The organism is Bradyrhizobium sp., from assembly GCF_035309285.1.
Lineage (GTDB): Bacteria > Pseudomonadota > Alphaproteobacteria > Rhizobiales > Xanthobacteraceae > Bradyrhizobium.
This window is the reverse complement of the sequence record NZ_DATGFH010000080.1, coordinates 45,153-65,239: the sequence shown is the minus strand read 5'-3', so window position 1 is coordinate 65,239 and position 20,087 is coordinate 45,153. Positions and strand designations below refer to the sequence as shown.

The 20,087-nt window shown below is 64.2% G+C and carries 22 protein-coding genes; 12 read left to right on the top strand and 10 right to left on the bottom strand.

From position 1 onward, the window contains the following. The first annotated feature begins 22 nt into the window (after positions 1-22). From VKR55_RS16220 to VKR55_RS16200, 5 genes are all read left to right on the top strand, one after another. Positions 23-1,342: a homoserine dehydrogenase gene (locus VKR55_RS16220; protein WP_324404921.1), complete on the top strand. Its 1,320-nt coding sequence runs from the start codon at positions 23-25 to the stop codon at positions 1,340-1,342. Between the two features lie 87 nt (positions 1,343-1,429). Continuing rightward, positions 1,430-2,431, top strand: a complete 1,002-nt coding sequence (gene glpX, locus VKR55_RS16215; protein WP_324404920.1) for a class II fructose-bisphosphatase — start codon at positions 1,430-1,432, stop codon at positions 2,429-2,431. 142 nt (positions 2,432-2,573) lie between these two features. Continuing rightward, a complete protein-coding gene (locus VKR55_RS16210) occupies positions 2,574-3,293 on the top strand; it encodes a haloacid dehalogenase type II (RefSeq protein WP_324404919.1) in 720 nt (239 codons plus the stop codon). Positions 3,294-3,404: 111 nt separating this feature from the next. After that, positions 3,405-5,246: a single-stranded-DNA-specific exonuclease RecJ gene (gene recJ, locus VKR55_RS16205; RefSeq protein ID WP_324404918.1), complete on the top strand. Its 1,842-nt coding sequence runs from the start codon at positions 3,405-3,407 to the stop codon at positions 5,244-5,246. A gap of 24 nt (positions 5,247-5,270) precedes the next feature. Further along, positions 5,271-6,080 carry an SDR family NAD(P)-dependent oxidoreductase gene (locus tag VKR55_RS16200; protein ID WP_324404917.1) on the top strand — a complete coding sequence of 270 codons (810 nt, stop codon included), beginning with the start codon at positions 5,271-5,273 and terminating at the stop codon, positions 6,078-6,080. Between the two features lie 6 nt (positions 6,081-6,086). Here the strand turns inward: VKR55_RS16200 and VKR55_RS16195 are convergent, their stop codons facing one another. From VKR55_RS16195 to VKR55_RS16185, 3 genes are all read right to left on the bottom strand, one after another. Continuing rightward, positions 6,087-7,454 (bottom strand): class-II fumarase/aspartase family protein, encoded by a 1,368-nt coding sequence (locus VKR55_RS16195; RefSeq protein WP_324404916.1) that lies wholly within the window; start codon positions 7,452-7,454, stop codon positions 6,087-6,089. A gap of 40 nt (positions 7,455-7,494) precedes the next feature. Next, complete coding sequence (locus VKR55_RS16190; RefSeq protein ID WP_324404915.1) at positions 7,495-8,727, bottom strand: lytic murein transglycosylase; 1,233 nt, start codon at positions 8,725-8,727, stop codon at positions 7,495-7,497. 75 nt (positions 8,728-8,802) lie between these two features. Further along, positions 8,803-9,312, bottom strand: coding sequence for a MarR family winged helix-turn-helix transcriptional regulator (locus VKR55_RS16185; RefSeq protein ID WP_324404914.1), 510 nt, complete (start codon positions 9,310-9,312; stop codon positions 8,803-8,805). Positions 9,313-9,436: 124 nt separating this feature from the next. Between VKR55_RS16185 and VKR55_RS16180 the strand changes: the two genes are divergently transcribed. Both VKR55_RS16180 and VKR55_RS16175 read left to right on the top strand, forming a co-directional pair. Then, entirely contained in the window at positions 9,437-9,916 is a 480-nt protein-coding gene (locus tag VKR55_RS16180; RefSeq protein ID WP_324404913.1) for a carboxymuconolactone decarboxylase family protein, read from the top strand. A 142-nt stretch (positions 9,917-10,058) separates the two neighbouring features. Then, a complete protein-coding gene (locus VKR55_RS16175; RefSeq protein WP_324404912.1) occupies positions 10,059-10,568 on the top strand; it encodes a cupin domain-containing protein in 510 nt (169 codons plus the stop codon). 75 nt (positions 10,569-10,643) lie between these two features. On the opposite strand, the gene VKR55_RS16170 is transcribed toward VKR55_RS16175, so the two are convergent. Together VKR55_RS16170 and efp are read right to left on the bottom strand one after the other, a co-directional pair. After that, positions 10,644-12,194: a peptidoglycan DD-metalloendopeptidase family protein gene (locus VKR55_RS16170; protein ID WP_324404911.1), complete on the bottom strand. Its 1,551-nt coding sequence runs from the start codon at positions 12,192-12,194 to the stop codon at positions 10,644-10,646. Positions 12,195-12,277: 83 nt separating this feature from the next. Further along, positions 12,278-12,844 (bottom strand): elongation factor P, encoded by a 567-nt coding sequence (gene efp, locus VKR55_RS16165; protein WP_324404910.1) that lies wholly within the window; start codon positions 12,842-12,844, stop codon positions 12,278-12,280. Between the two features lie 137 nt (positions 12,845-12,981). Here efp and epmA point away from each other — a divergent pair, with 137 nt between their 5' ends. The 3 genes from epmA to VKR55_RS16150 are packed head-to-tail and all read left to right on the top strand — an operon-like array spanning position 12,982 to position 15,409. Beyond that, complete coding sequence (epmA, locus tag VKR55_RS16160; RefSeq protein WP_324404909.1) at positions 12,982-14,034, top strand: EF-P lysine aminoacylase EpmA; 1,053 nt, start codon at positions 12,982-12,984, stop codon at positions 14,032-14,034. Next, positions 14,031-15,122, top strand: coding sequence for a lysine-2,3-aminomutase-like protein (locus VKR55_RS16155; RefSeq protein ID WP_324404908.1), 1,092 nt, complete (start codon positions 14,031-14,033; stop codon positions 15,120-15,122). The genes epmA and VKR55_RS16155 overlap by 4 nt, the downstream gene beginning before the upstream one ends. Positions 15,123-15,160: 38 nt before the next feature. Further along, on the top strand, positions 15,161-15,409 hold the full coding sequence (locus VKR55_RS16150) for a hypothetical protein (protein WP_324404907.1): 249 nt from the start codon (positions 15,161-15,163) through the stop codon (positions 15,407-15,409). Positions 15,410-15,452: 43 nt separating this feature from the next. On the opposite strand, the gene VKR55_RS16145 is transcribed toward VKR55_RS16150, so the two are convergent. From VKR55_RS16145 to VKR55_RS16130, 4 genes are all read right to left on the bottom strand, one after another. Continuing rightward, positions 15,453-16,538, bottom strand: a complete 1,086-nt coding sequence (locus VKR55_RS16145) for a 3-deoxy-7-phosphoheptulonate synthase (RefSeq protein ID WP_324404906.1) — start codon at positions 16,536-16,538, stop codon at positions 15,453-15,455. Between the two features lie 228 nt (positions 16,539-16,766). Continuing rightward, positions 16,767-17,342, bottom strand: a complete 576-nt coding sequence (locus VKR55_RS16140; RefSeq protein ID WP_324404905.1) for an HdeD family acid-resistance protein — start codon at positions 17,340-17,342, stop codon at positions 16,767-16,769. Positions 17,343-17,390: 48 nt separating this feature from the next. After that, positions 17,391-18,428: a PrsW family glutamic-type intramembrane protease gene (locus tag VKR55_RS16135; RefSeq protein WP_324404904.1), complete on the bottom strand. Its 1,038-nt coding sequence runs from the start codon at positions 18,426-18,428 to the stop codon at positions 17,391-17,393. A gap of 162 nt (positions 18,429-18,590) precedes the next feature. Further along, a complete protein-coding gene (locus VKR55_RS16130) occupies positions 18,591-19,010 on the bottom strand; it encodes a hypothetical protein (protein WP_324404903.1) in 420 nt (139 codons plus the stop codon). A 110-nt stretch (positions 19,011-19,120) separates the two neighbouring features. Here VKR55_RS16130 and VKR55_RS16125 point away from each other — a divergent pair, with 110 nt between their 5' ends. Next, positions 19,121-19,327 carry a DUF2061 domain-containing protein gene (locus tag VKR55_RS16125; protein ID WP_324404902.1) on the top strand — a complete coding sequence of 69 codons (207 nt, stop codon included), beginning with the start codon at positions 19,121-19,123 and terminating at the stop codon, positions 19,325-19,327. Positions 19,328-19,352: 25 nt separating this feature from the next. Here VKR55_RS16125 and VKR55_RS16120 read toward each other — a convergent pair whose 3' ends face one another. Next, positions 19,353-19,643: a hypothetical protein gene (locus VKR55_RS16120; protein ID WP_324404901.1), complete on the bottom strand. Its 291-nt coding sequence runs from the start codon at positions 19,641-19,643 to the stop codon at positions 19,353-19,355. Positions 19,644-19,801: 158 nt separating this feature from the next. Here VKR55_RS16120 and VKR55_RS16115 point away from each other — a divergent pair, with 158 nt between their 5' ends. Next, entirely contained in the window at positions 19,802-20,083 is a 282-nt protein-coding gene (locus tag VKR55_RS16115; RefSeq protein WP_324404900.1) for a hypothetical protein, read from the top strand. Positions 20,084-20,087: the final 4 nt, after the last annotated feature.

The window sequence follows — 20,087 nt, the reverse complement described above, 5'->3', positions numbered from 1 at the left end:
TTATCCGTTAGGTTCGCAACCGATGGTCGCACCCCTGAAGGTGGGCATTGCGGGGCTCGGCACTGTCGGTGCCGAAGTCGTCCGCCTGATCGAAAACGAAGGCAAGGCGTTGTCCGCGCGCGCCGGCCGTAGCGTGCGCGTCGTCGCCGTGACTGCGCGCTCGCAGGCGAAGAAGCGCTCCCTCGACCTGCGTGGCATCGCCTGGGTCAAGGATCCGGTCGCCCTTGCCACGAGCGAGGATATCGACTGCTTCGTTGAATTGATGGGCGGCGCCGGCGAGCCCGCTCTGTCGGCGGTCGAAGCAGCGTTGAAGTCCGGCAAGTCGGTCGTCACTGCCAACAAGGCGTTGATCGCCAAGCATGGGATCAGGCTCGCACAGGCGGCAGAGAAGCACGGCGGAGCGCTGAACTTCGAAGCTGCGGTTGGTGCAGCGATCCCCGTGATCAAGACCCTGCGCGAGGGGCTTGCCGCCACCGGCATCAACCGCGTCTATGGCATCCTCAACGGCACGTGCAATTACATCCTGACGCGGATGGAGCAGGAGGGATTGTCGTTTGCCGAATGCCTGAAGGACGCGCAGCGGCTCGGCTATGCCGAAGCCAATCCGTCCTTCGATGTCGATGGCCACGACACCGCGCAAAAGCTCGCCATCCTCGCAAGCCTCGCCTTCGGTACCAAGGTCGCGCAAAGCGCCGTCTACGTCGAAGGCATTTCGTCGATCTCGCCGGAAGACCTTCGCGCGGCATCCGATCTCGGTTATCGCGTGAAGCTGCTTGGCGTTGCCGTAAAGACGGCCAAGGGCATCGAGCAGCGCGTGCATCCGACCATGGTGCCGAAGTCGTCATCGATTGCGCAGGTGATGGGTGTGACCAATGCGGTCACGATCGACGGCGAGGGCATTCCGCCGATCACCCTGGTCGGGCCTGGCGCCGGGGGCGCCGCGACCGCCTCCGCGGTGGTCGCCGACATCGCCGATGTCGCGCGCGGCGTTCGCGTCAATCCGTTCGGGCGTCCGGTCGAGCGCCTGCGTGCCACCGAAAAGGCGCCGATGGAGCGGCATGAGGGCGGTTACTATATCCGCCTGATGGCGCGCGATCTCGCCGGCACCGCGGCAACGATCGCTACGCACCTTGCCGAGCAGAAGATTTCGATCGAATCCATCGTGCAGCGCCATGCCAATGGCGCCGACGTCGGCAAATCGGCCGGAAAAGGATCGCAGGTGCCCGTGCTTCTGATTACCTACGCCACCCATGAGGACGCCGTGTATCGCGCGCTCGCCGCCGTGCAGCGCGACAAGGTGATCTCTGGCCGGCCGCAGGTGATCCGAATCGAAAAGAATTGATGCGCGAGCGAACCTTGTCGTGCATTGGGGAATTGTTTGGCGGGCTAGCTTGATAGTTCGCTAGTAAACGCTTGAGGGAGTGCGCTGATGTCTACCCATATTTCCGTTCCGCCGCAGCTACTGCTCGAGCGCATTCTGACACTTGAAATCGTCCGCGTCACCGAACGTGCCGCGGTGTCGTCGGCGCGGCTGCGGGGGCACGGCAACGAGAAGGCCGCCGACCAGGCCGCGGTCGACGCCATGCGCCGCGAACTCAACAAGCTGCCGATCTATGGCACCATCGTGATCGGTGAAGGCGAGCGCGACGAGGCGCCGATGCTGTTCATCGGCGAGAAGGTCGGACTGAACGCCGGTCCGCAGGTCGACATCGCCGTCGATCCGCTCGAAGGCACTACACTGTGCGCAAAAAACATGCCTGGCGCGATCGCGACGATGGCGATGGCCGATGCGGGCACGTTGCTGCACGCGCCCGACGTCTACATGCAGAAGATCGCTGTTGGTCCGGGCTTTCAGAAGGGCGTGGTCGAGCTCGACGCCTCGCCAGCGGATAACGTCAAACGCCTCGCCAAGGCCAAGGGCGTCGACCCCTCGGCGATCACCGTGCTGGTGCTTGACCGTCCGCGCCACGCCGAGATTATCCAGGGCGTGCGCTCGACGGGTGCTGCGGTGCGGCTGATTACCGACGGCGACGTCGCCGGTGTGATCCATTGCGCGACACCGGAAGAGACCGGCGTCGACATGTATATCGGCACCGGCGGTGCGCCGGAGGGCGTGCTGGCCGCGGTGGCGTTGCGCTGCATCGGCGGCCAGATGCAGTGCCGCCTCATCCTCGACACCGAAGAGAAGCGTGAACGCGCGCACAAGATGGGCATCACCGACCCCAGGAAGGTCTACGGCATCGAGGACATGGCGCGCGGCGACTGCCTGTTCGCGGCGACCGGCGTTACCACCGGCTCGCTGCTAACCGGCGTCAAGTTTCGAAAAGACGGCGTGTACGAAACCGAAACCGTGGTGATGCGCTCCGTTACCGGGACGGTGCGCTACATCAAGGCCGAGCATCGGCAGTTGGACAAGTTTCATCTCGATTAAATGAGCACTGTCATTCCGGGATGCGCGGAGCGCAGACCCGGAATCTCGAGATTCTCAGGTGCGCAACTGCACACCATAGTTCGATGCTTCGCATCGCCCCGGAATGACAGCAAGAAGCAAGAAAAATGGGCAGGGAGCAAACATGTCCGATATCTCAGGGGTAAAGGCGCTGGTGTTCGACGTGTTCGGCACCGTCGTCGACTGGCGCACGAGCCTGATCAACGACTTCACCAAATGGGGTGAGGCCAACAGCACGAAAGCCGATTGGACCGCGCTCGTCGACGGCTGGCGCGCGGTCTACGCCGCCTCGATGGACGTGGTGCGCAAGAACCCGCAGGACGGCTATGTCATCCTCGACGTGCTGCATCGCCGCTCGCTGGAGAAGCTGGTCGAACAGCTCGGCATCAAGGGATTGAGCGACGCCGACCTGCATCACCTCACCATGGGCTGGCATCGGCTGCACCCCTGGCCGGACAGTGTCGCCGGGCTCACGCGGCTGAAGACAAAATACGTCATCTCGCCGCTCTCGAACGGCAACGTCGCGCTGCTCACCAATATGGCGAAGTTCGCAGGCCTTCCGTGGGACCTCGTCATGTCGGCCGAGCTGTTCGAGCATTATAAGCCCGATCCCGAGACCTATCTTGGCGCCGCGAAGCTGCTCTGCCTCAAGCCGGCCGAGGTGATGATGGTCGCCGCGCACAACCATGACCTCAAGGCCGCGCAGAAGCAGGGACTGAAGACCGCCTTCGTGGCGCGGCCGACCGAATATGGTCCGCTGCAGAAATATGATTTCGAAGCCAAGGGCGACTGGGACATCGTCGCCGGGGATTTTGGCGGCGTCGCCGACAAAATGGGCTGCTGAGCCGGCGCTGTTGATAGCGTTCTGATGGGTCGTCGGGCGCTTGCGCGGGGCGAGGCGTCCGGGGCACGATGGTTGCGAATCCGCGTCAAGTCCCCATTTCCGGAAGGAGCCATGACGCTTCCCGCAACCGTATTGCCTGTCGAATCCCAGCCCGCTTTTCTCGGCGTGCAGCATTCGCTTACGGGAAAGCTCTGGCGGGATCGGCTTGACGCGCGGGGCGCGGCGCGGGCGCTCGCGATCGCGCAGCGCCATCAACTGCCGGAGATGCTGGCGCGCGTGCTCGCCAGCCGCGAAGTCGCGATCGACGCGGTCGCGGATTTTCTTGATCCGACTATCCGCAAATTGATGCCGGATCCCTACACCGTGACCGATATGGAAGCGGCGGCAAAGCGCATCGCGGACGCAGCGGTGCGGGGCGAGAAGGTCGCGATCTTCGGCGACTACGACGTCGACGGCGCGACTTCAGCGGCGCTGCTCGCTTGGCATCTGCGTCACTGTGGCCTCGATCCCCTGATCCATATCCCCGACCGGCTGTTCGAGGGCTATGGCCCCAACACAGAAGCCGTGCGCGCGCTGGCAGGCAAGGGCGCCACGCTGCTCATAGCGGTCGATTGCGGCACCACCTCGATCGAGCCGCTCACCGAGGCGAAACGTCTCGGTCTGTCGGTCGTCGTCATCGATCACCACCAGCCCGGCGAAGTGCTGCCGCCAGCCGACGCGCTGGTGAACCCGAACCGGTTGGATGATCTCTCCGGCCTCGGCCATCTCGCGGCGGTTGGGCTTACACTGGTGACACTGGTCGCGGTCAATCGCGAGCTGCGCAACCGCGGCTTCTGGACCGCGGAGATGCCGGAGCCCGATCTGCTCGGCATGTTGCATCACGTCGCGCTCGGCACGGTCGCCGACGTCGCGCCGCTGATTGGGCTGAACCGCGCCTTTGTCGCGAAAGGCCTGATTGCGATGCGCCGTCGTGACCATATCGGCCACACCGCGCTGATGGATGTGTCGCGGCTGAACGGTCCGCCGGAAGCCTGGCATCTCGGCTTCCTGCTCGGCCCGCGTATCAATGCCGGCGGCCGTATCGGCCGCGCCGATCTCGGCGTGCGTCTCTTGCTGGAAGGTGATATTTCGGAGGCAGCGCGGATCGCCACCGAGCTCGACCGGCTCAACAGTGAGCGCCGCGTCATCGAGCAGGCCGCCGAAGCCCAGGCCGAAGCCGAGGCGCTGGCTTCGCTCGGCGCCGAGGACAAGGGCTCGGTGATCGTCACGGCATCCGAGGGCTGGCACCCCGGCGTGGTCGGACTGGTCGCGGCGCGGCTGAAGGAAAAATTTGGGCGGCCCACGTTTGCGATTGCGCTCGAGCCTGGCGGCGTCGGCACCGGTTCGGGCCGCTCGATCGGTGGCGTCGATCTCGGCATGGCGGTACGGCAGGCGGTGGCCGACGGCTTGTTGATGAAGGGTGGGGGGCATGCGATGGCCGCCGGGGTCACGCTTCGCAAGGAAAGGCTCGCGGAGTTTCGCGCCTACATGGAGGACGTGCTCGCGCATGACGTCGCCCAGTCGTGCCACGTCAACGAGTTGTTCATCGACGGCGCCATCAGCGCACGCGGCGCCACGCCCGAATTGGCCGCGACGCTAAGCCGTGCAGGTCCCTTCGGCAGCGGCAATCCCGAACCGGTGCTGGCGCTGCCATCGCACCAGCTCGTGTTCGCCGACGAAGTGGGACAAGCGCACTTGCGCCTGCGCTTCAAGTCCGGCGATGGCGCCATCGTCAATGGCATCGCCTTTCGTTCGATCGGCCAGAGGCTCGGCAACGCGCTGGTCGCGCAGCGCGGGCAGGTGCTGCATGTCGCAGGCTCGCTCGCCGTCGACCGCTACCAGGGATCGGAGCGCGTGCAGCTTCGCGTGCTCGATGTCGCCGTGCCCGATCAGGGGCCGGCGATGATCAGATAATCTCAAGAAAAATCGGGGATGGACATGGCAGGCCAGGTTGCGGGCAAGGTTGCGTTGGTCACGGGTGGAGCGTCGGGCATCGGCCAGGCAGTCGCCGAGCTGCTGGCGGAGGAGGGCGCTGCCGTCATCGTCAGCGACATCGATGAGCTGAGAGGTCCGGAGGTCGTAGCCTCCATCAGGAAAGCCGGCCATGAGGCGATCTTCCTGCAACAGGATGTCACCAGCGAGCCGCGTTGGGCGGACGTGATCTCCGACGTCGAGAAGCGCTTCGGCCGGCTCGATATCCTGGTTTCAAACGCCGGCATCGGCATTGCCGTGCCGTCGATCGTGGAGATGTCGCTGGCCGACTGGCGCCGGCAAACCGCGATCAACCTCGACGGCGTGTTCCTGTCCGTCAAATATGGCCTGCCGTTGATGCGCAAGAGCGGCGGCGGCTCGATCATCATGATGTCGTCGCTGGCGGGCTTGCGCGGTTCGGCGACGCTCGCCGGCTATTGCGCGACCAAGGGCAGCGTGCGGCTGTTTGCCAAGGCGATCGCGATGGAATGCGCGTCTTTCGGCGACGGCATCCGCGTCAATTCGGTGCACCCCGGCATCATCGATACGCCGATCTGGGGCAAGATTCCAACAGGGGCGGCCGGTAACGGCCGCAATGCCCCGATCGATCCGGAGGAGCGCGCGAAATTGGCGACGCCGCTCGGCTATGCCGGCCAAGCGTGGGATATCGCCGCTGGCGTGCTTTATCTCGCCTCCGACGCCTCGCGCTACGTGACCGGCACCGAGCTCGTCATTGACGGCGGCATGTATGCAGGAGCGGCCGCGCGCCAGCCGTGAGCGAAGTCAGTTTTCGCGCTGCTTTGATGCCAGCACGCGGTCGACCATTTGCGGCGCGAGCCCGAGATAGTTACCTGGCGAGGTCAACCGCTCTATGGTTGCGCGATCGATGCGTGAAGTGACCTTCGCGTCGGATGACAGTGCGTCCTTCAAGGAGATGTGCTCCTCATTGGCGCGGCGGCAGGCGTCGTAAACGACGTCGTGGGCCTCTTGCCGGCCAAGCTGCGGCGCAAGGCCCATCATGACGGCTTCCGCGACGATCAGCCCGCGGCGGATGTCGAGATTTTTGGCCATCTGCGCTTCGTCCACGATAAGGCCACCGAGCGCGAATTTGGCCTGGTGCAGCGCGCCAGCCGTCAGCACAAAGCTTTCGGGAACAGCGATCCATTCGGCATGCCAAGGACCGGTGGCGCGCTCGAAATCCTGGATCGACGCATCGAGCATGAGGCCGGCATGCTGACGCACAGCCTTTGCAGCCGCCAGCACCAGCTCGGAAGAGATCGGATTGCGCTTTTGCGGCATGGTCGAGGATGCACCACGCCCTTTTACGAAGGGCTCGTAGACCTCGGCGAATTCCGTCGAGGCCATGATCATGATGTCGAGGGCGATCTTGCCGAGCGACCCCGCCACCAGTGCGAGGAGATTGACGACCTCTGCAAATCCGTCGCGTGCGACATGCCAGGTCGAGACGGACACGCCGAGACCAAGCTCCTCGCACAGCGCCGCTTGCACATCAAAGCCTTTATCCCCGAGCGAGGCGAGCGTGCCGGCCGCGCCCGCGAACTGACCGACTAGGACGCGGGGCTTGAGTTGCTCCAGCCGCTCGGCATGGCGGTCGAACATGGCAAGCCAGATCGACGTCTTGTAGCCGAAGGTGACCGGCAGCGCCTGCTGCAGATGGGTGCGGCCGGCCATCGGCGTGTCGCGGTGGCGCCGCGAGAGATTGGCGAGAATGCCGCGCAGCGCCGTGATGTCATCTTCGATGAGCTTCAAACCTTCGCGCACCTGCAGGACCACGGCGGTATCCATGATGTCCTGCGTGGTCGCGCCCCAATGCACATAGCGGCCGGCATCGCCGCATTGCTTGGCCATCTGATGCACCAGCGGCAGGATCGGATAACCGACATTGTCGGTTTCCGTCCGCAACAGCTCGAAGTCGAGCACCGAAACGTCGGTACGCTTTGCGATCGCCTCGGCAGCGTCGGCGGGAATGACACCGCATTTCGCCTCCGCCTTCGCCAGCGCGATCTCGACCTCGGCGTAGCGGCTGACAAGCGCGTAGTCGGAAAAGACTTCGCGCATGCGCGGCGTACCAAAGGCGTCGCGGAAAAGGAGGGAGTCGAGAACGGTGGTGGCCGAGGTGGCGGGACGCATGGGATCTCCGGGTGGATGACGCGGGTGGATGCTGCGAGCTTTACGGACCCTGCCGCAACCGCGCCAGCACTTTCAAGCCGCCATAGCCATCGGCCGGTGTGATCCCCGCCTTGATCTGAAAGTCCCGGACCGCCTTCATGGTGTCGTTGCCGGCGCGGCCGTCGGTGCCGCCGGTATCGAAGCCGGCCCTGGTGAGGCGCGTTTGCATCTCCTGGACTTCGGCAAGCGTCAGCGTGCGCTCCGAGCCCGGGAATGGCTGGAGGAACGCCGGTCCACCCAGGATGCGGTCGCCGAGATGGACGATGGCGAGCGCATAATTCATCGATGGATTATAGCTCCTCACCGAATAGAAGTTTGGTCCCAGCAGGAACGAAGGCCCGCCTGGCACCGGCGTCCAGAGCCGCGCGCTCGCGTTCGGCTGCGGAAACGGCCGGCCGTCGGCGCGCGTGACGCCGGCGCTCTCCCAGGCCGCATAGGTGCGGCTTGCAGCGTTGCCCCCGCCGCTTGCGCGCACCTCATAGCCCCAATGCTCGCCGCGATGATATCTGCCGCGGTCCACGAGAAATTTTGCGGTTGATCCCAGCGCGTCATCGGGCTTGCCGAACGGCGAAATCTTGCCGTCGTGGTCATAGTCGATGCCGACATTAAGCCAGACTTCCGGCATCCATTGCGTGTGTCCCATGGCGCCGGCCCAGGAGCCACGCATCTGCTCCGGCGTGCTCCAGCCACGGTCGACGATCCGCAGTGCATTGATCAACTCGCTCTGCCAATAGGCCTTGCGGCGCGGCGCATTCCAGGCGAGCGCGGCGAGCGAAGGAAAGACCGGACGCATGTAGTGCTGCTGCACCAGCGGGTCGCCGTAGGCGGACTCGACGCCCCACAGCGCAAGCAGCGTGCCGCGCTCGACGCCGAAATCCTTCTCGATCCGGGCAAACAGCGCTTCGTTCTTCTTCAGCGCAATCTTGCCGTGAATGATTCTCCAATCGGAGACACGGCGGTTGATGTATTGCCAGGTCTCTTCAGTGAACTCCGGCTGGTTCTGAAATTCCTTGAACACGCTCGTGTCAGGCTCGACCCGGGCCATGGCGCGGTTCCAGGTGGCTTGCGAAATGCCTTTGGCGAGGGCACGGGCGCGGAAGGCGTCCCGCCATCGGTCGAAGCCGGGCGGCGCCGCACGCGCGGCCGGTGGCGTTACCAGCAGCGCGGTCGCGCCAAGACCCGCGCGGATCAGGGCGCGGCGGGAAGGGGTCGTCAGGGAATCAGATGGTCCCATGGCGGCAGTCTACCGGCGCAAGGACAACAGCGGCAAAACAGACTTACCAAAACGGACTTGCGGCGTGATGCCGCTTCATTGCTGCAAATCTGCGGCAATCTTGGCGAGCCAGCGGCGCACTGTGGCCTGCCGTTGCGGGTTGAGCCCAGCGGCCAACCGCCGCTCCAGCGCCATGGCGTGCTTTCGGCACTTATCCAGAAGCGCCAGGCCGCGCCGGGTCAGGGTCCATTGCAGCACCCGCCCGTGCACCGGATGAGGCGTCATGCGGATGGCGCCGTCGCGTTCCAGGTTCCTGATGATGACCCCCACGGTCTGCGGCGTGAGCAGAGCGATCCGGGCAAGGTCGGCGCCCGAAAGCCCCGGATAGGCCTTCAGCATGGTCAGAACCACGAATTGCGGCGGCGTGGCGCCAAGCTCGGCGAGCGAGCGCTCCAGCGTCAGCCGTGAGGCGGCGGCCGCCTGCCGCAACAGATAGCCGAAATAGCCCTGCTCGCCGCGCTTGCCCTGGCCGGGCGGCGGCGGGCGGATACTGTCCGGCTGCGAGGGCGCGGCTCCGGCCCTGCGGTCGCGGGGCGATCCTTTCAACGAGCCGGTTTTTTGCCGCCTCGCGGCTTTCGCAGATCGTCGCGATGAGATCGATATCGTATTATTGCGCTTCATATAAGGGCTCTTATAATATGTCAGAGGCCTTATAACAGAGGAGATTGAGATGTCATACGCTCGCCGGCAGAATGGTCAACTCAAGCAGATCGCTCCCGACATCTACGAAGCCCTGCAGGCGCTAAGCCAGCTTGCCGGCAGGGCCGGTCTCGACAAGCAGCTCCTCGAGCTTATCAAGATACGCGCCTCGCAGATCAACGGGTGCGCCTTCTGCTTGCAGTATCATATTCTGGCAGCCGAGAAACTCGGCGTGCCCATCGACAAGCTCAATCTCGTCGTGGTCTGGCGCGAGGCGCCGCAATTCTCCAGGCGCGAGCGCGCGGCACTGGCCTGGACTGAAGCGCTGACGCAGCTCGGCCACGGCGTCAGCGATGAGGTCTACGCGGAGGCGACGACCGAGTTTTCCGAGAAGGAACTGGCGTATCTCACATCGGCAGTCGGCGTCATCAATGCCTGGAATCGCTACGGCGTCGCATACCGCTGGACGCCCCCGGCGCGGCAGAAGCCCGCCAGCGCCGCAGCGTCTTGAGAGCCGTCACTAGCGCATGATCCGGAAAAGTGTGCAGCGGTTTTCCGAAAAGATCATGCGCAAACAGAATCCAGAGCGCGATGGCGACTCATCCCGATTCCATCGCGCTCTGGGTTGAGCAACGATCTGGAGAACAGAACTCATGACATCGATGGCACCTGCACTGGGCTTTGGGCTCGCGCGTCCTTTGCGGCCGATGATGCTTGCGATTGCCGCCGGACTTGTGTGCGCGGCGCTGGCCGGCAAATCACTACAGCCGATGATGGATACAATCTCGACCGCCCTTGTGCCTCTCTGCGCGGCCAACAACGCCGAAGGATCGGCGCTCGACAAGGTCGAGCTGATCGCCTCGTACGCACTACCGAACGTCCCGGGCAAACGGGTCACCATCGTTCGCGTGTCCTATGGACCCGGGGGTTTCACGCGTCCGCATCGCCATGCCGGTTCAGTGACGGCCTATATCACGAAGGGCGAAATCCGTTCGCAACTCGGCGGCGGCCCCGTCGAGACGTTCGGGGTCGGCCAGTCCTTCTTCGAGCCGCCGGGTTCGACGCATATGGTGTCGGCCAATGCGAGCAAGACGGAGCCGGCGGAATTGATTGCCGTGTTTGTCGCCGATGAGGGCGCCCAGCTCACCACTTTCCTTGAATAGCGGGTCCGGCGAAAAGGTCGCGTGAGCCTGCGATTCTCGTCGTAAATTCCGCGCCGGAATACCGCCACGAGCGGTCTAATTCTCGGCGCCTTCCTGCAACTCGGATTGCGCGGCATCGTCCGGCTTGGCGTGCGCAACCTCAGGCGCGGCGGCGATTTCGGGGCCGATCTCGCGGCCGCGGCCACCGATCAGCCGTTCATAGGCTGAGACCAGCGTCACGTAGGGACTGACCCAGATCCAGCCGTCGCGGGTGAACACCTGCACGTCGAAGTGCAGGTGGCGCGTGGTGCCGTTGGGATGATCGAGATAGTTCGAGACCACGCCGATCTGCTCCCCTTCGGCGACGTGGCGTCCATTGAGGAGGCCATCGGCATCCATCGCCGACGGATTCATGTGCATGTAGCGGAAGCGGATGTGCTCGTTGCGGGTGTTGATCTGCAGTGTCGCCGCCTGCTGCTTGGGCGAGCGGATCACAACCCCATCGCGGACTGCGAAGATCGGTTGCCGCTTCGGGTCGCAGCCGCCCTGGACGCGGACCGGACAGGCGCCGGGGCGAACGTCTTCGCCCTGATGGCCATACCCATTGGCGCATTGCCCGACGCTGAAACTGCGCGCCTCGCAGAAATTGTCGCGCCAGGGATAGCCGCTGTTCGGCGCATCCGACTTGTCCGCGCCGGAATGACGCTTCTGCGAATGGATATAGGCCGGCGCCTCCAGCGGAAAGCGGATCTGCGAATAGGCGTTGAAGTCGGCGCGGCCGCTCTGATGGTGATAGCCGGTGCCGGCGATGATGTCGCCGGGCGGGCGATAGGTGAAGTCGTCCGAGCGCGATAGCGGCCGCTCCACCGGCTGGGAGGGGAGATCGAGTCGCGGCCGGGTCGGCAGGCCACCCGTAATCCGCAAGGCTTTCAGGAAACGTTCGGCAATCGGATAGGCTTCGCGGCAGGCGAGCCGCCGCGCCTTTGGCGTGGAATCGAGGCATTGGATCGAAACCACATACGGCACGCCGAAGCGGCTGAAGGCATAGCGCACGTAGCCTTCGCGGATGAAGCGCCTCAGATCCGGGTATTGCGCCGACAGCGATTTGACTGGCTCGCCCTTGCCGCCCTGCGGATCGGCGACGTCGTAGAGCAGGAGCGAGCCAGTGATCTGCACTTCGACCGGCTTGGCGAAGGTCCGCGGTGGCAGGCCGCTTCCCGCGCCGGGCTCAAGCGAGAATACCGCGTCATAGCCGGATGGGCCGGCATCGAAGAGATCGACGGGGCGGAAATCCGCCTGAAAGCGCGACAGCGAGCGCTCCGGATCGGCCCCATTCAGCCGCGCGTCAAGAAAGGAGGCGGTGTCGAACGGCAGCAGCACTGGTACCGGACTCTGTCCGATACCGTTGAAAATCTGCGAGGTGACGCCGCTGAGCTGCACCAGCGCCGGCATTGATCGCGGATCGGACGGGCCGAGGCGGCGCTGGCTGGCGAAGGTGAAATTCGAGGCGGCGGCTGGCGCCGCGTCAAGCTCGGTACGAAGCTGGTCCAGCACCGCGCGCCACTCGACGCGAACCGCGGTCACCGAAGGTGTTTGAAAGTCTTGCGCAGAAATGGGCGCGGCGCCTGCCGGAAGCAGGGCCAGCATTGCCAGCCATCGCCTAACCCGCCCAACCACCCTGCCACTCACGTGCGTCGACCCCTCGGCGCGATCGTTCCCGGGGGCGTAGTTTAATCCTTTGCGCGCTCCACGTAAGACCCATCTTCGGTCATGACAACAATCCGCGTGCCGGTTGTGATATGCGGCGGAACCGCGGTCCGGACCCCGTTGGAGAGCACGGCGGGCTTGTAGGAGGACGAGGCGGTCTGGCCCTTGGTGACGGGCTCGGTATCCACAACCTCAAGGGTTGCACGCTGCGGCAATTGCAGCGCGATCGGGTTCATCTCGTGCAGCGACAGCTTGACGGTCATGTTTTCCTGCAAATAGGCTGCTGCATCGCCGACGATATCCTTGGACACCTGGACCTGGTCGTAGGTCTCGGGGTTCATGAAGTGGAAGCCGTCGCCGTCTTCGTAGAGATAGGTGAAATTGCGCTCTTCTACCGTCGCCTTTTCAACCTGATCTGTGGTCTTGTAGCGCTCGGATACCTTCACGCCGTCGCTGATCCGGCGCATTTCGATCTGGCTGACGGGCGTGCCCTTGCCGGGATGGATGTTCTCGGCGCTCACAACGACGTAAAGCTTGCCGTCTTGCTCGATGATGTTGCCCTTGCGGATAGAACTGGCGATGACTCTCAAAGTTGATTTTCCCGAAGTTGCGGCCCTGCACCCGGCAGGACGGGGGCACCGAGTGGCGCCCGAAGCGAATTCGGGGCGCAACATACTGATTTTGGCCGCTTGCGCCAGCCTTTTGCGTTCCTTCGGGCGGCTTGTTAATGGCTGATCACGACCAGCTTTCGCCTTGGTGGTCGGCTTCCCGGCACGCCGATATCCGGCCGTTCCTGAACGCGCGGGGTGCGGTTGCGCAGGCAATCCGGGCCTGGTTCGACGCCCAGGGTTTCGTCGAGGTCGAAACCGGCATTCTGCAGGTTTCGCCGGGCAACGAAACCCATTTGCATGCACCACGCACCGAGCTGTTGCGGGCAGACGGCAGCCGCGCCACCCGATACCTTCGGACGTCGCCCGAATTTGCCTGCAAGAAGCTTCTGGCGGCCGGCGAGAGCAAGATCTTCGAGTTCGCCCGCGTGTTTCGTGACCGCGAGCGTGGCGATCTTCATTTGCCGGAATTCACCATGCTGGAGTGGTACCGCGCCGGAAGCGCATATGACGCGATCATCGCCGATACCGTCGTGGTCATTGCCCATGCCGCGCAGGCGACTGGCATCAGGCGGTTTGCGTTTCGCGGGCGTGAATGCGACCCTTGTGCCGAGCCTGAGCTTCTGACGGTTGCCGCGGCGTTCGGGTGCTTTGCCGGCCTCGACCTGCTTGCCACGGTGAAGGGTGGTGAGGGCGACCGCGCGGCGTTGGCTGCCGCCGCGCGTGGCAAGGTGCGGATCGCCGATGACGATACCTGGTCGGATATCTTCAGCAAGCTGTTGGTCGAGCATGTCGAACCAAAGCTGGGGCAGGGGCGCTTGACGGTCCTGTTTGAATATCCATCTCCCGAGGCAGCGTTGGCGCGCACCAAAGCGTCCGATCCGCGCGTGGCCGAGCGGTTCGAGGTCTATGCCTGCGGCGTCGAGCTTGCCAACGGCTTTGGCGAGTTGACTGACGCGGCCGAGCAGCGCCGCCGCTTCGATCTCGCCATGGGGGAAAAGGCGCGCCGTTATGGCGAGCGCTATCCGCTGGACGAGGAATTTCTGGCCGCGGTGGCGCGTATGCCGGAGGCAAGCGGGGTTGCGCTCGGTTTCGACCGGCTGGTGATGCTGGCAAGTGGCGCGCTTCGGATCGATCAGGTGGTGTGGACGCCACCCGCAGGTGAGACATGAGCCGAATCAATGTTGCGCAAACACTTCGTGAGCCGAGAGAACTCGTCGCTCATGGGCTGGCGCGCGTTGCTGATCTCTCCGATCTGGAGAAGGTTGCCGCACGCTATGCCGTCGCGATAACGCCCGAAATCGCGGGCCTGATCAACGTCGACGATCCCGACGATCCGATCGCGCGGCAATTTATTCCGACTGCCGCCGAGCTGGTCGCGCAGTCCACCGAACGCCCCGATCCGATCGGCGATGACGCGCATTCGCCAGTTCACGGCATCGTGCACCGCTATCCCGACCGCGTGCTGTTCAAGCTCGTGCATGTCTGCGCGGTCTATTGCCGTTTCTGCTTCCGGCGCGAGATGGTTGGGCTAGGCAAGGAGAGCGTCCTATCGGATGGCGCTTACACCGCCGCGCTCGACTATATCCGCGCGCATTCCGAAATCTGGGAGGTCATCCTGACCGGCGGCGACCCCCTGATGCTCTCGCCACGGCGGCTCGGTCGGATCATGGCTGACCTTGCCGCGATCGATCACGTCAGGATCGTCCGTATTCATACCCGCGTGCCCGTGGCCGATCCGCTGCGGATCAGCGCCGAAATGGTAACCGCGCTCCGCGTCGAGGGCGTGACGACGTGGGTCGCGCTCCACGCCAATCATGCCCGCGAATTTTCCGAAAGCGTCCGCTCGGCCATCGCGCGCCTCGTCGATGCCGGCATTCCCATGGTGAGCCAGTCGGTGCTGCTGGCCGGCGTCAACGACAGCGAGGCGGCGCTGGAAGCCTTGATGCGCGCCTTCGTTGAATGCCGCATCAAGCCCTACTATCTCCATCACGGCGATCTCGCGCCGGGAACCGCGCACCTGCGCACCACGTTGGCGCACGGCCGGGAATTGATGCGACGCCTGCGCGGCCGGGTGTCAGGGCTGTGTCAGCCGGAATACGTCCTCGATATTCCGGGCGGGAGCGGCAAATCGCCGGTCGGGCCGGGCTACCTTTCGCCACAGGATTCTCTTGCCGGCGCAGGTGAAGAAAGGGAAGAAACGCGCTATCGTATCACGGATTATTGCGGTGAGGTTCATCTCTATCCGCCGCAACCCTGAAGCCGCGGTGCGCGTTCAAACAGGAGTGGAGGAGCAACATGAAGAAAATCATCATCTCGATGGCGCTCCTGATGCTGATCGGCGTGCCCTCGGCCGTAGCGCAGGGCGGCAACGCGCATTCGAGCATGACCAAGGGCGGCGGCGTGCCACAGGCGCCGGTCGGCCACCGTCAGCCGCGCGCGAGCGACGTGCCGGATGAGAGCAAGCTCTCAAATCCGAACGATCCCGTGAACAAGGAAGACGCGCTGCTCGACAAGAAGATCAAGAGCATCTGCCGCGGGTGCTAGCGCTCGCAGCGGGGCACACGGAGCGCGTGCCCCGCCGCAATTCTTATGCCGAGATTTCTTCGTACGTCGCGCGCGTTGTCGTACGCCGTGCCGTCACCGCGTCCGCAAGCTGGTGAAGCACGCCCACCGTCGCCTCCCAGTCGATGCAGCCGTCGGTGATGCTCTGGCCGTAGGTGAGCGGCACGCCCGGCACCACGTCCTGGCGTCCGGCGACGAGATGGCTTTCGATCATAACACCCATGATGCGCCGTTCGCCGCCGGCGACCTGCTGCGCGATGTCAGCGACCACCTTCGGCTGGTTCTCCGGCTTTTTGCCGCTGTTGGAATGGCTGGCATCGATCATCAGGCGTTCCCTGACGCCGGCACGAAGAAGCTCGGCTGCCGCCGCTTCGACGCTCGCACCATCGTAGTTCGGCGCGCGGCCGCCGCGCAGGATGATGTGGCAGTCCTCGTTGCCCGCGGTCGCCGCGATCGCCGAGCGTCCGCCCTTGGTCACCGCCATGAAATGGTGGGGATGCGAGGCGGATTTCACGGCTTCGGCCGCGATGCGCACATCGCCGTCGGTGCCGTTCTTGAAGCCGACCGGGCACGATAGTCCGGAGGCGAGCTCGCGATGGATCTGGCTCTCGGTGGTGCGGGCGCCGATCGCGGCCCACGTCACGAGATCGGCGAGATATTGCGGTGTCGTCATATCCAGGAATTCGGCGCCTGCCGGCAGGCCGAGATTGTTAACGGCCGAGAGCACGTTGCGCGCGAGCCGCAGGCCCTTGTTGATGTCGAAGCTGCCGTCGAGATCGGGGTCGTTGATCAGTCCCTTCCAGCCGACGATGGTTCGGGGCTTTTCGAAATAGACGCGCATCACGATCTCGAGCCGGTCGGCAAGGCGTTCGCGCAAGGCCGCCAGACGCGAGGCGTACTCGACCGCGGCCATCGGATCGTGGATCGAGCAGGGGCCAACGATGACGAGCAGACGGTCGTCGGCGCCGTGCAGGATCGCGTGAATGACGTTGCGCGCGCTCATCACGACGCGGGTTGCTGTCAGCGTGCGCGGGATCTCGCGCATCACCTCTTCGGGCGTACTCAGTTCCTTCAATTCGCGGATGCGAAGATCATCGGTGGTGCTTAACACGGCAGGCTCCTTGCTTGGAAAACGACCTGCCGGCCAACAAAAAAAGCCGCCAGGTCCGGCGGCTTGTTCGGATGTCTTGCTGCAATTCTTCAGATTGAGCGCGATCCTCCCACCGCCAGCGAGCTGTCGTAGCTAAAATACCAAACATAGCTGGTGGCGCGGTTGATCATGGCGCTCCTCATAGCGCAGGCTGGGCGCCGTGTCATCCCCCAAAACACGCCAAAAACGTCAGGGCGCATTGCGGGCGGCCAGCGCCATGCCGATCAGGGTGGCGCCGCCGAACAAGAGGTTGATGCCGACCAGAAGCCCAATCGCCCATTGCGCCGAGCCCGGCAGGCCTCCGATAATCAGGAACGCGATGAGGATGTCCATCAACCCTGCGACCAGGAGCCACGACCATCGCCCCGACAATTCGCGGCGGTGCTCCAGCGCGTACATGATGGTGGCGACGCCCTCGGCTACGAAATAGGCGCCGATCACAATCGTCAGCGTCAGCACGCCCTGCATCGGTCGCGCCAACAATATCCCGCCGGCGAGCACCGCCAGCGCCGCCGAGATCAGCGACCACCAGAAGCCCGGCAGCGCCCGCGCCCAATAGGTGGCCGCGAGCCCGGCGACGCCGCTGATGAGAAACATCCAGCCGAGGAAGATCGTAACCGCAAGGCTCGCGAGCGGCGGTACGATCATCGCGGCAAGCCCAAGGATGGCAAGCAGGACGCCTTCGAACAGGAAGGCTTTCCAATGCCTGCGCATGGCTTCGCTCACCTTGGCTTGCAGCTTGTTCAAGTCGTCAGGAATGGTCATGGGGGCTCTCCCGATACAGCGCGGGGGGTGTCTCGATCGGGTACAATCTTAGCCGCGACCGGCCATCGACGAAAAGCCCTCAGCCGCGGTCCGCATCCGGTTGCGCCCGGCGAAATAGATCGCGGTCGTGACGACGAGCAGTGCGCAACCGAGCGCGATCGAGGCAAGCCCGATGGGGATCAGCACGAAGGCGAGGTTGCGGTCGGGGTTGAGCAGCCAGTGGTGCACCGAGGTCAGCACGAAAACGAGCCCGATGAATCCGGCGCCGCCGCCGCCGACCAGCGCCGCCCACATCTTGCGGAGTTGGCTCAACCGCTCGCGGTCGAGATCGCTGCGCGGCGCGTGATGGTGCGCCACGCGCCGCACCAGGCGCATGGCAAAGCCGATCGAGGAGAAGCCGATCAGGACGCTGGCGAGCCCGAGCCAGAGCCGGGCGGAGGGATCGAGCCCGTCGTCTTGTTGCAGCATCAGCAGCGGAAAATCGAAACCGGCATGCAGCGCGACCGGCCCGGCCAGCATCAGCGCGTAGCTGGATAGTCGCGCCCAATCGCGGTGGAAGCGATGGGCGCCGAGCGCGGTGCCGCTGCGTGCAATCGCAAGATAGGCGCCGGCAATGACGCCGAGCGCGCCGTGAAACGGCACGGTCAGCACGCTGCGCAGGGCCGCGAGCGCGCGCCACATGTCTGCATGCTCGACCAGATAGGCGAGGTTCTCATAGGCCGCAAAGCCGAGGCCCGCGGCCGCGCCGTAGACCACCGTGTCCATGGGATCGGCGAAGGGTCGCCGCCGCAGCGAGACCGCCGCGATTGCCAGGATCTTCACGGTCTCTTCCGGCAGCGCGACACCGAACACCGCGTGCCGCGCTTGCGCGAGCCACGGATCGGCTGGAGCACCGAAGAGGTTTGCAAAGGGCGCGCGGATGATGCCGAGCAAAAGAATACTGGCCGCACCAAGGGCGAAGGCAGTCCAGACTTTCAACGGCGGACCGGGTCGCTCGCCTGCCGCAACCACAAGCCACAGGATCAGCAGCGCGGGGGCAACCGCGGCCGTGCCGATCACGGTGGGGAGGGATGTAAGCAGGTTCATCTCAGTCGCACATAGGCCATTTTTCAAGCCTCGCTATGCCTTGCTACGCATTGTCATACGCACAACAACATTTCGTCGCATATGCGGCGCGCCCCGATCAATGGGTGTTCGCGGATACAAGTCGAAGAAACAGCTCAAAACAACACAGGCGGTCCCGCATCGTCAGCACCCGCGGCAGATGCTGTTCATCCTCGCGTTTACCTCGGCGTCCTCCGCGCTGTCCGGGACATCAGGGCCCGCACTGCCTTGCGTCCCATCGGGGCGCGTCAGGGGAATATGGTGTGCGGGCTTTGGCAACGGGATCGGAAAGGTCGCGATTGGCGGGTTGATCTTGTCATAACACGTGAGCCGCGCGGCCGGATCCGTCAGCGTCTTGCAATCCTGCGCTTCCGCCGACGCAGCGCCCGCTAGCGCGAAAATCGCAGCCATCGCGACAAGGATTCTCATTTTCGCGTCCTCAATATTTGAAAGAAACAAGGGACGGCTGCGGTGACCGTCTCGATTTCCAGATTTACTAGTCAAATCAAAGGCTTTGAAAGCCTTCCTGAAGCAAAAATGCACGCATTCGGCGGTTCTGTCCATGAGTGGATTTGTGACAGGGGGAACCTGAGGCGCGGTGTCCGCGTGGTTATCCCCGGAATGCCAAAGCAGGGAGGCACCTTGTGGCGTTGTTTCGCGGGGCGGAAACCCATTTGAGGTCGGTCCTCAAGGCCGTGAGCTGGCGGATCCTCGGGACGCTCGACACGTTCGCCATCAGTTGGTTCATGACCGGACGGCCCGAGATTGCAGGCTCGATTGCTGGGACCGAGATCATCACCAAGATCCTCTGGTATTATCTCCACGAGCGCATCTGGATGATCATTCCCTGGGGACGGCGCCAGTTCGGGCGCGCCACCTAGATGCCAACGCCAGACTTGGGAAACGTCACTGCGGCTTCGCTTCGGCGCTGCGGTTCTTGGCCTTGGCCTTCGCGGTCTTGGTTGCGGCCGGCTTTGGCGCCTTGTTGTTGCGCACGTCGCCCCAAGGGTCGACCGGTCCCTGATCGGGAATCGCACCGAGCGAACGCTTGTAGGCGTCGGCGGCGGCCTTGTCGGCAGCCAACTCGGCAGGCGTCTTTTCATGATCTGGCTCGCCAGCTTGCTGCATGTGTTGCTGCTGGGCGAGAGCAGGGGTTGCCAGCGAAGCGATGATCACGGCGGCCAGAACAACGCGCATCGGAAGACTCCCTCGATTTGAGTGGAAGATAGCCTAAAGCCGGTTTGTATCGAAACCAAAAAGCGCCACCCGAGCGCCGTCGGGAACCGGCGTATGGCCGGGCGGTTGGATTCCCGTTCATTGGATACAACGGCAAACAAGAAAGGGAGGTTTTCGGCATGAAAATGCTCCTGATCCTCGGCGTCGCACTATCGGTCGGCCTTGCGACATCCGCCTTCAGCCAAGGGATGGGCATGGGATCGAACCATTCCTCGCCGACGGGCGGCGCCTTCGGCAGCAATGGCGCGACGCCGGGCACCAACTCGCTCGGCACCGCGCTGTCATCCAGCGGGCACGGCGCAAGGCAGAAGGGAGCGCTGCTTGGTACCGGCAATCCCGCCGTTGATCGCGAAGACAAACGGGTGAAACAAATCGTGCGGTCGATCTGCCGCGGCTGCTGACGAC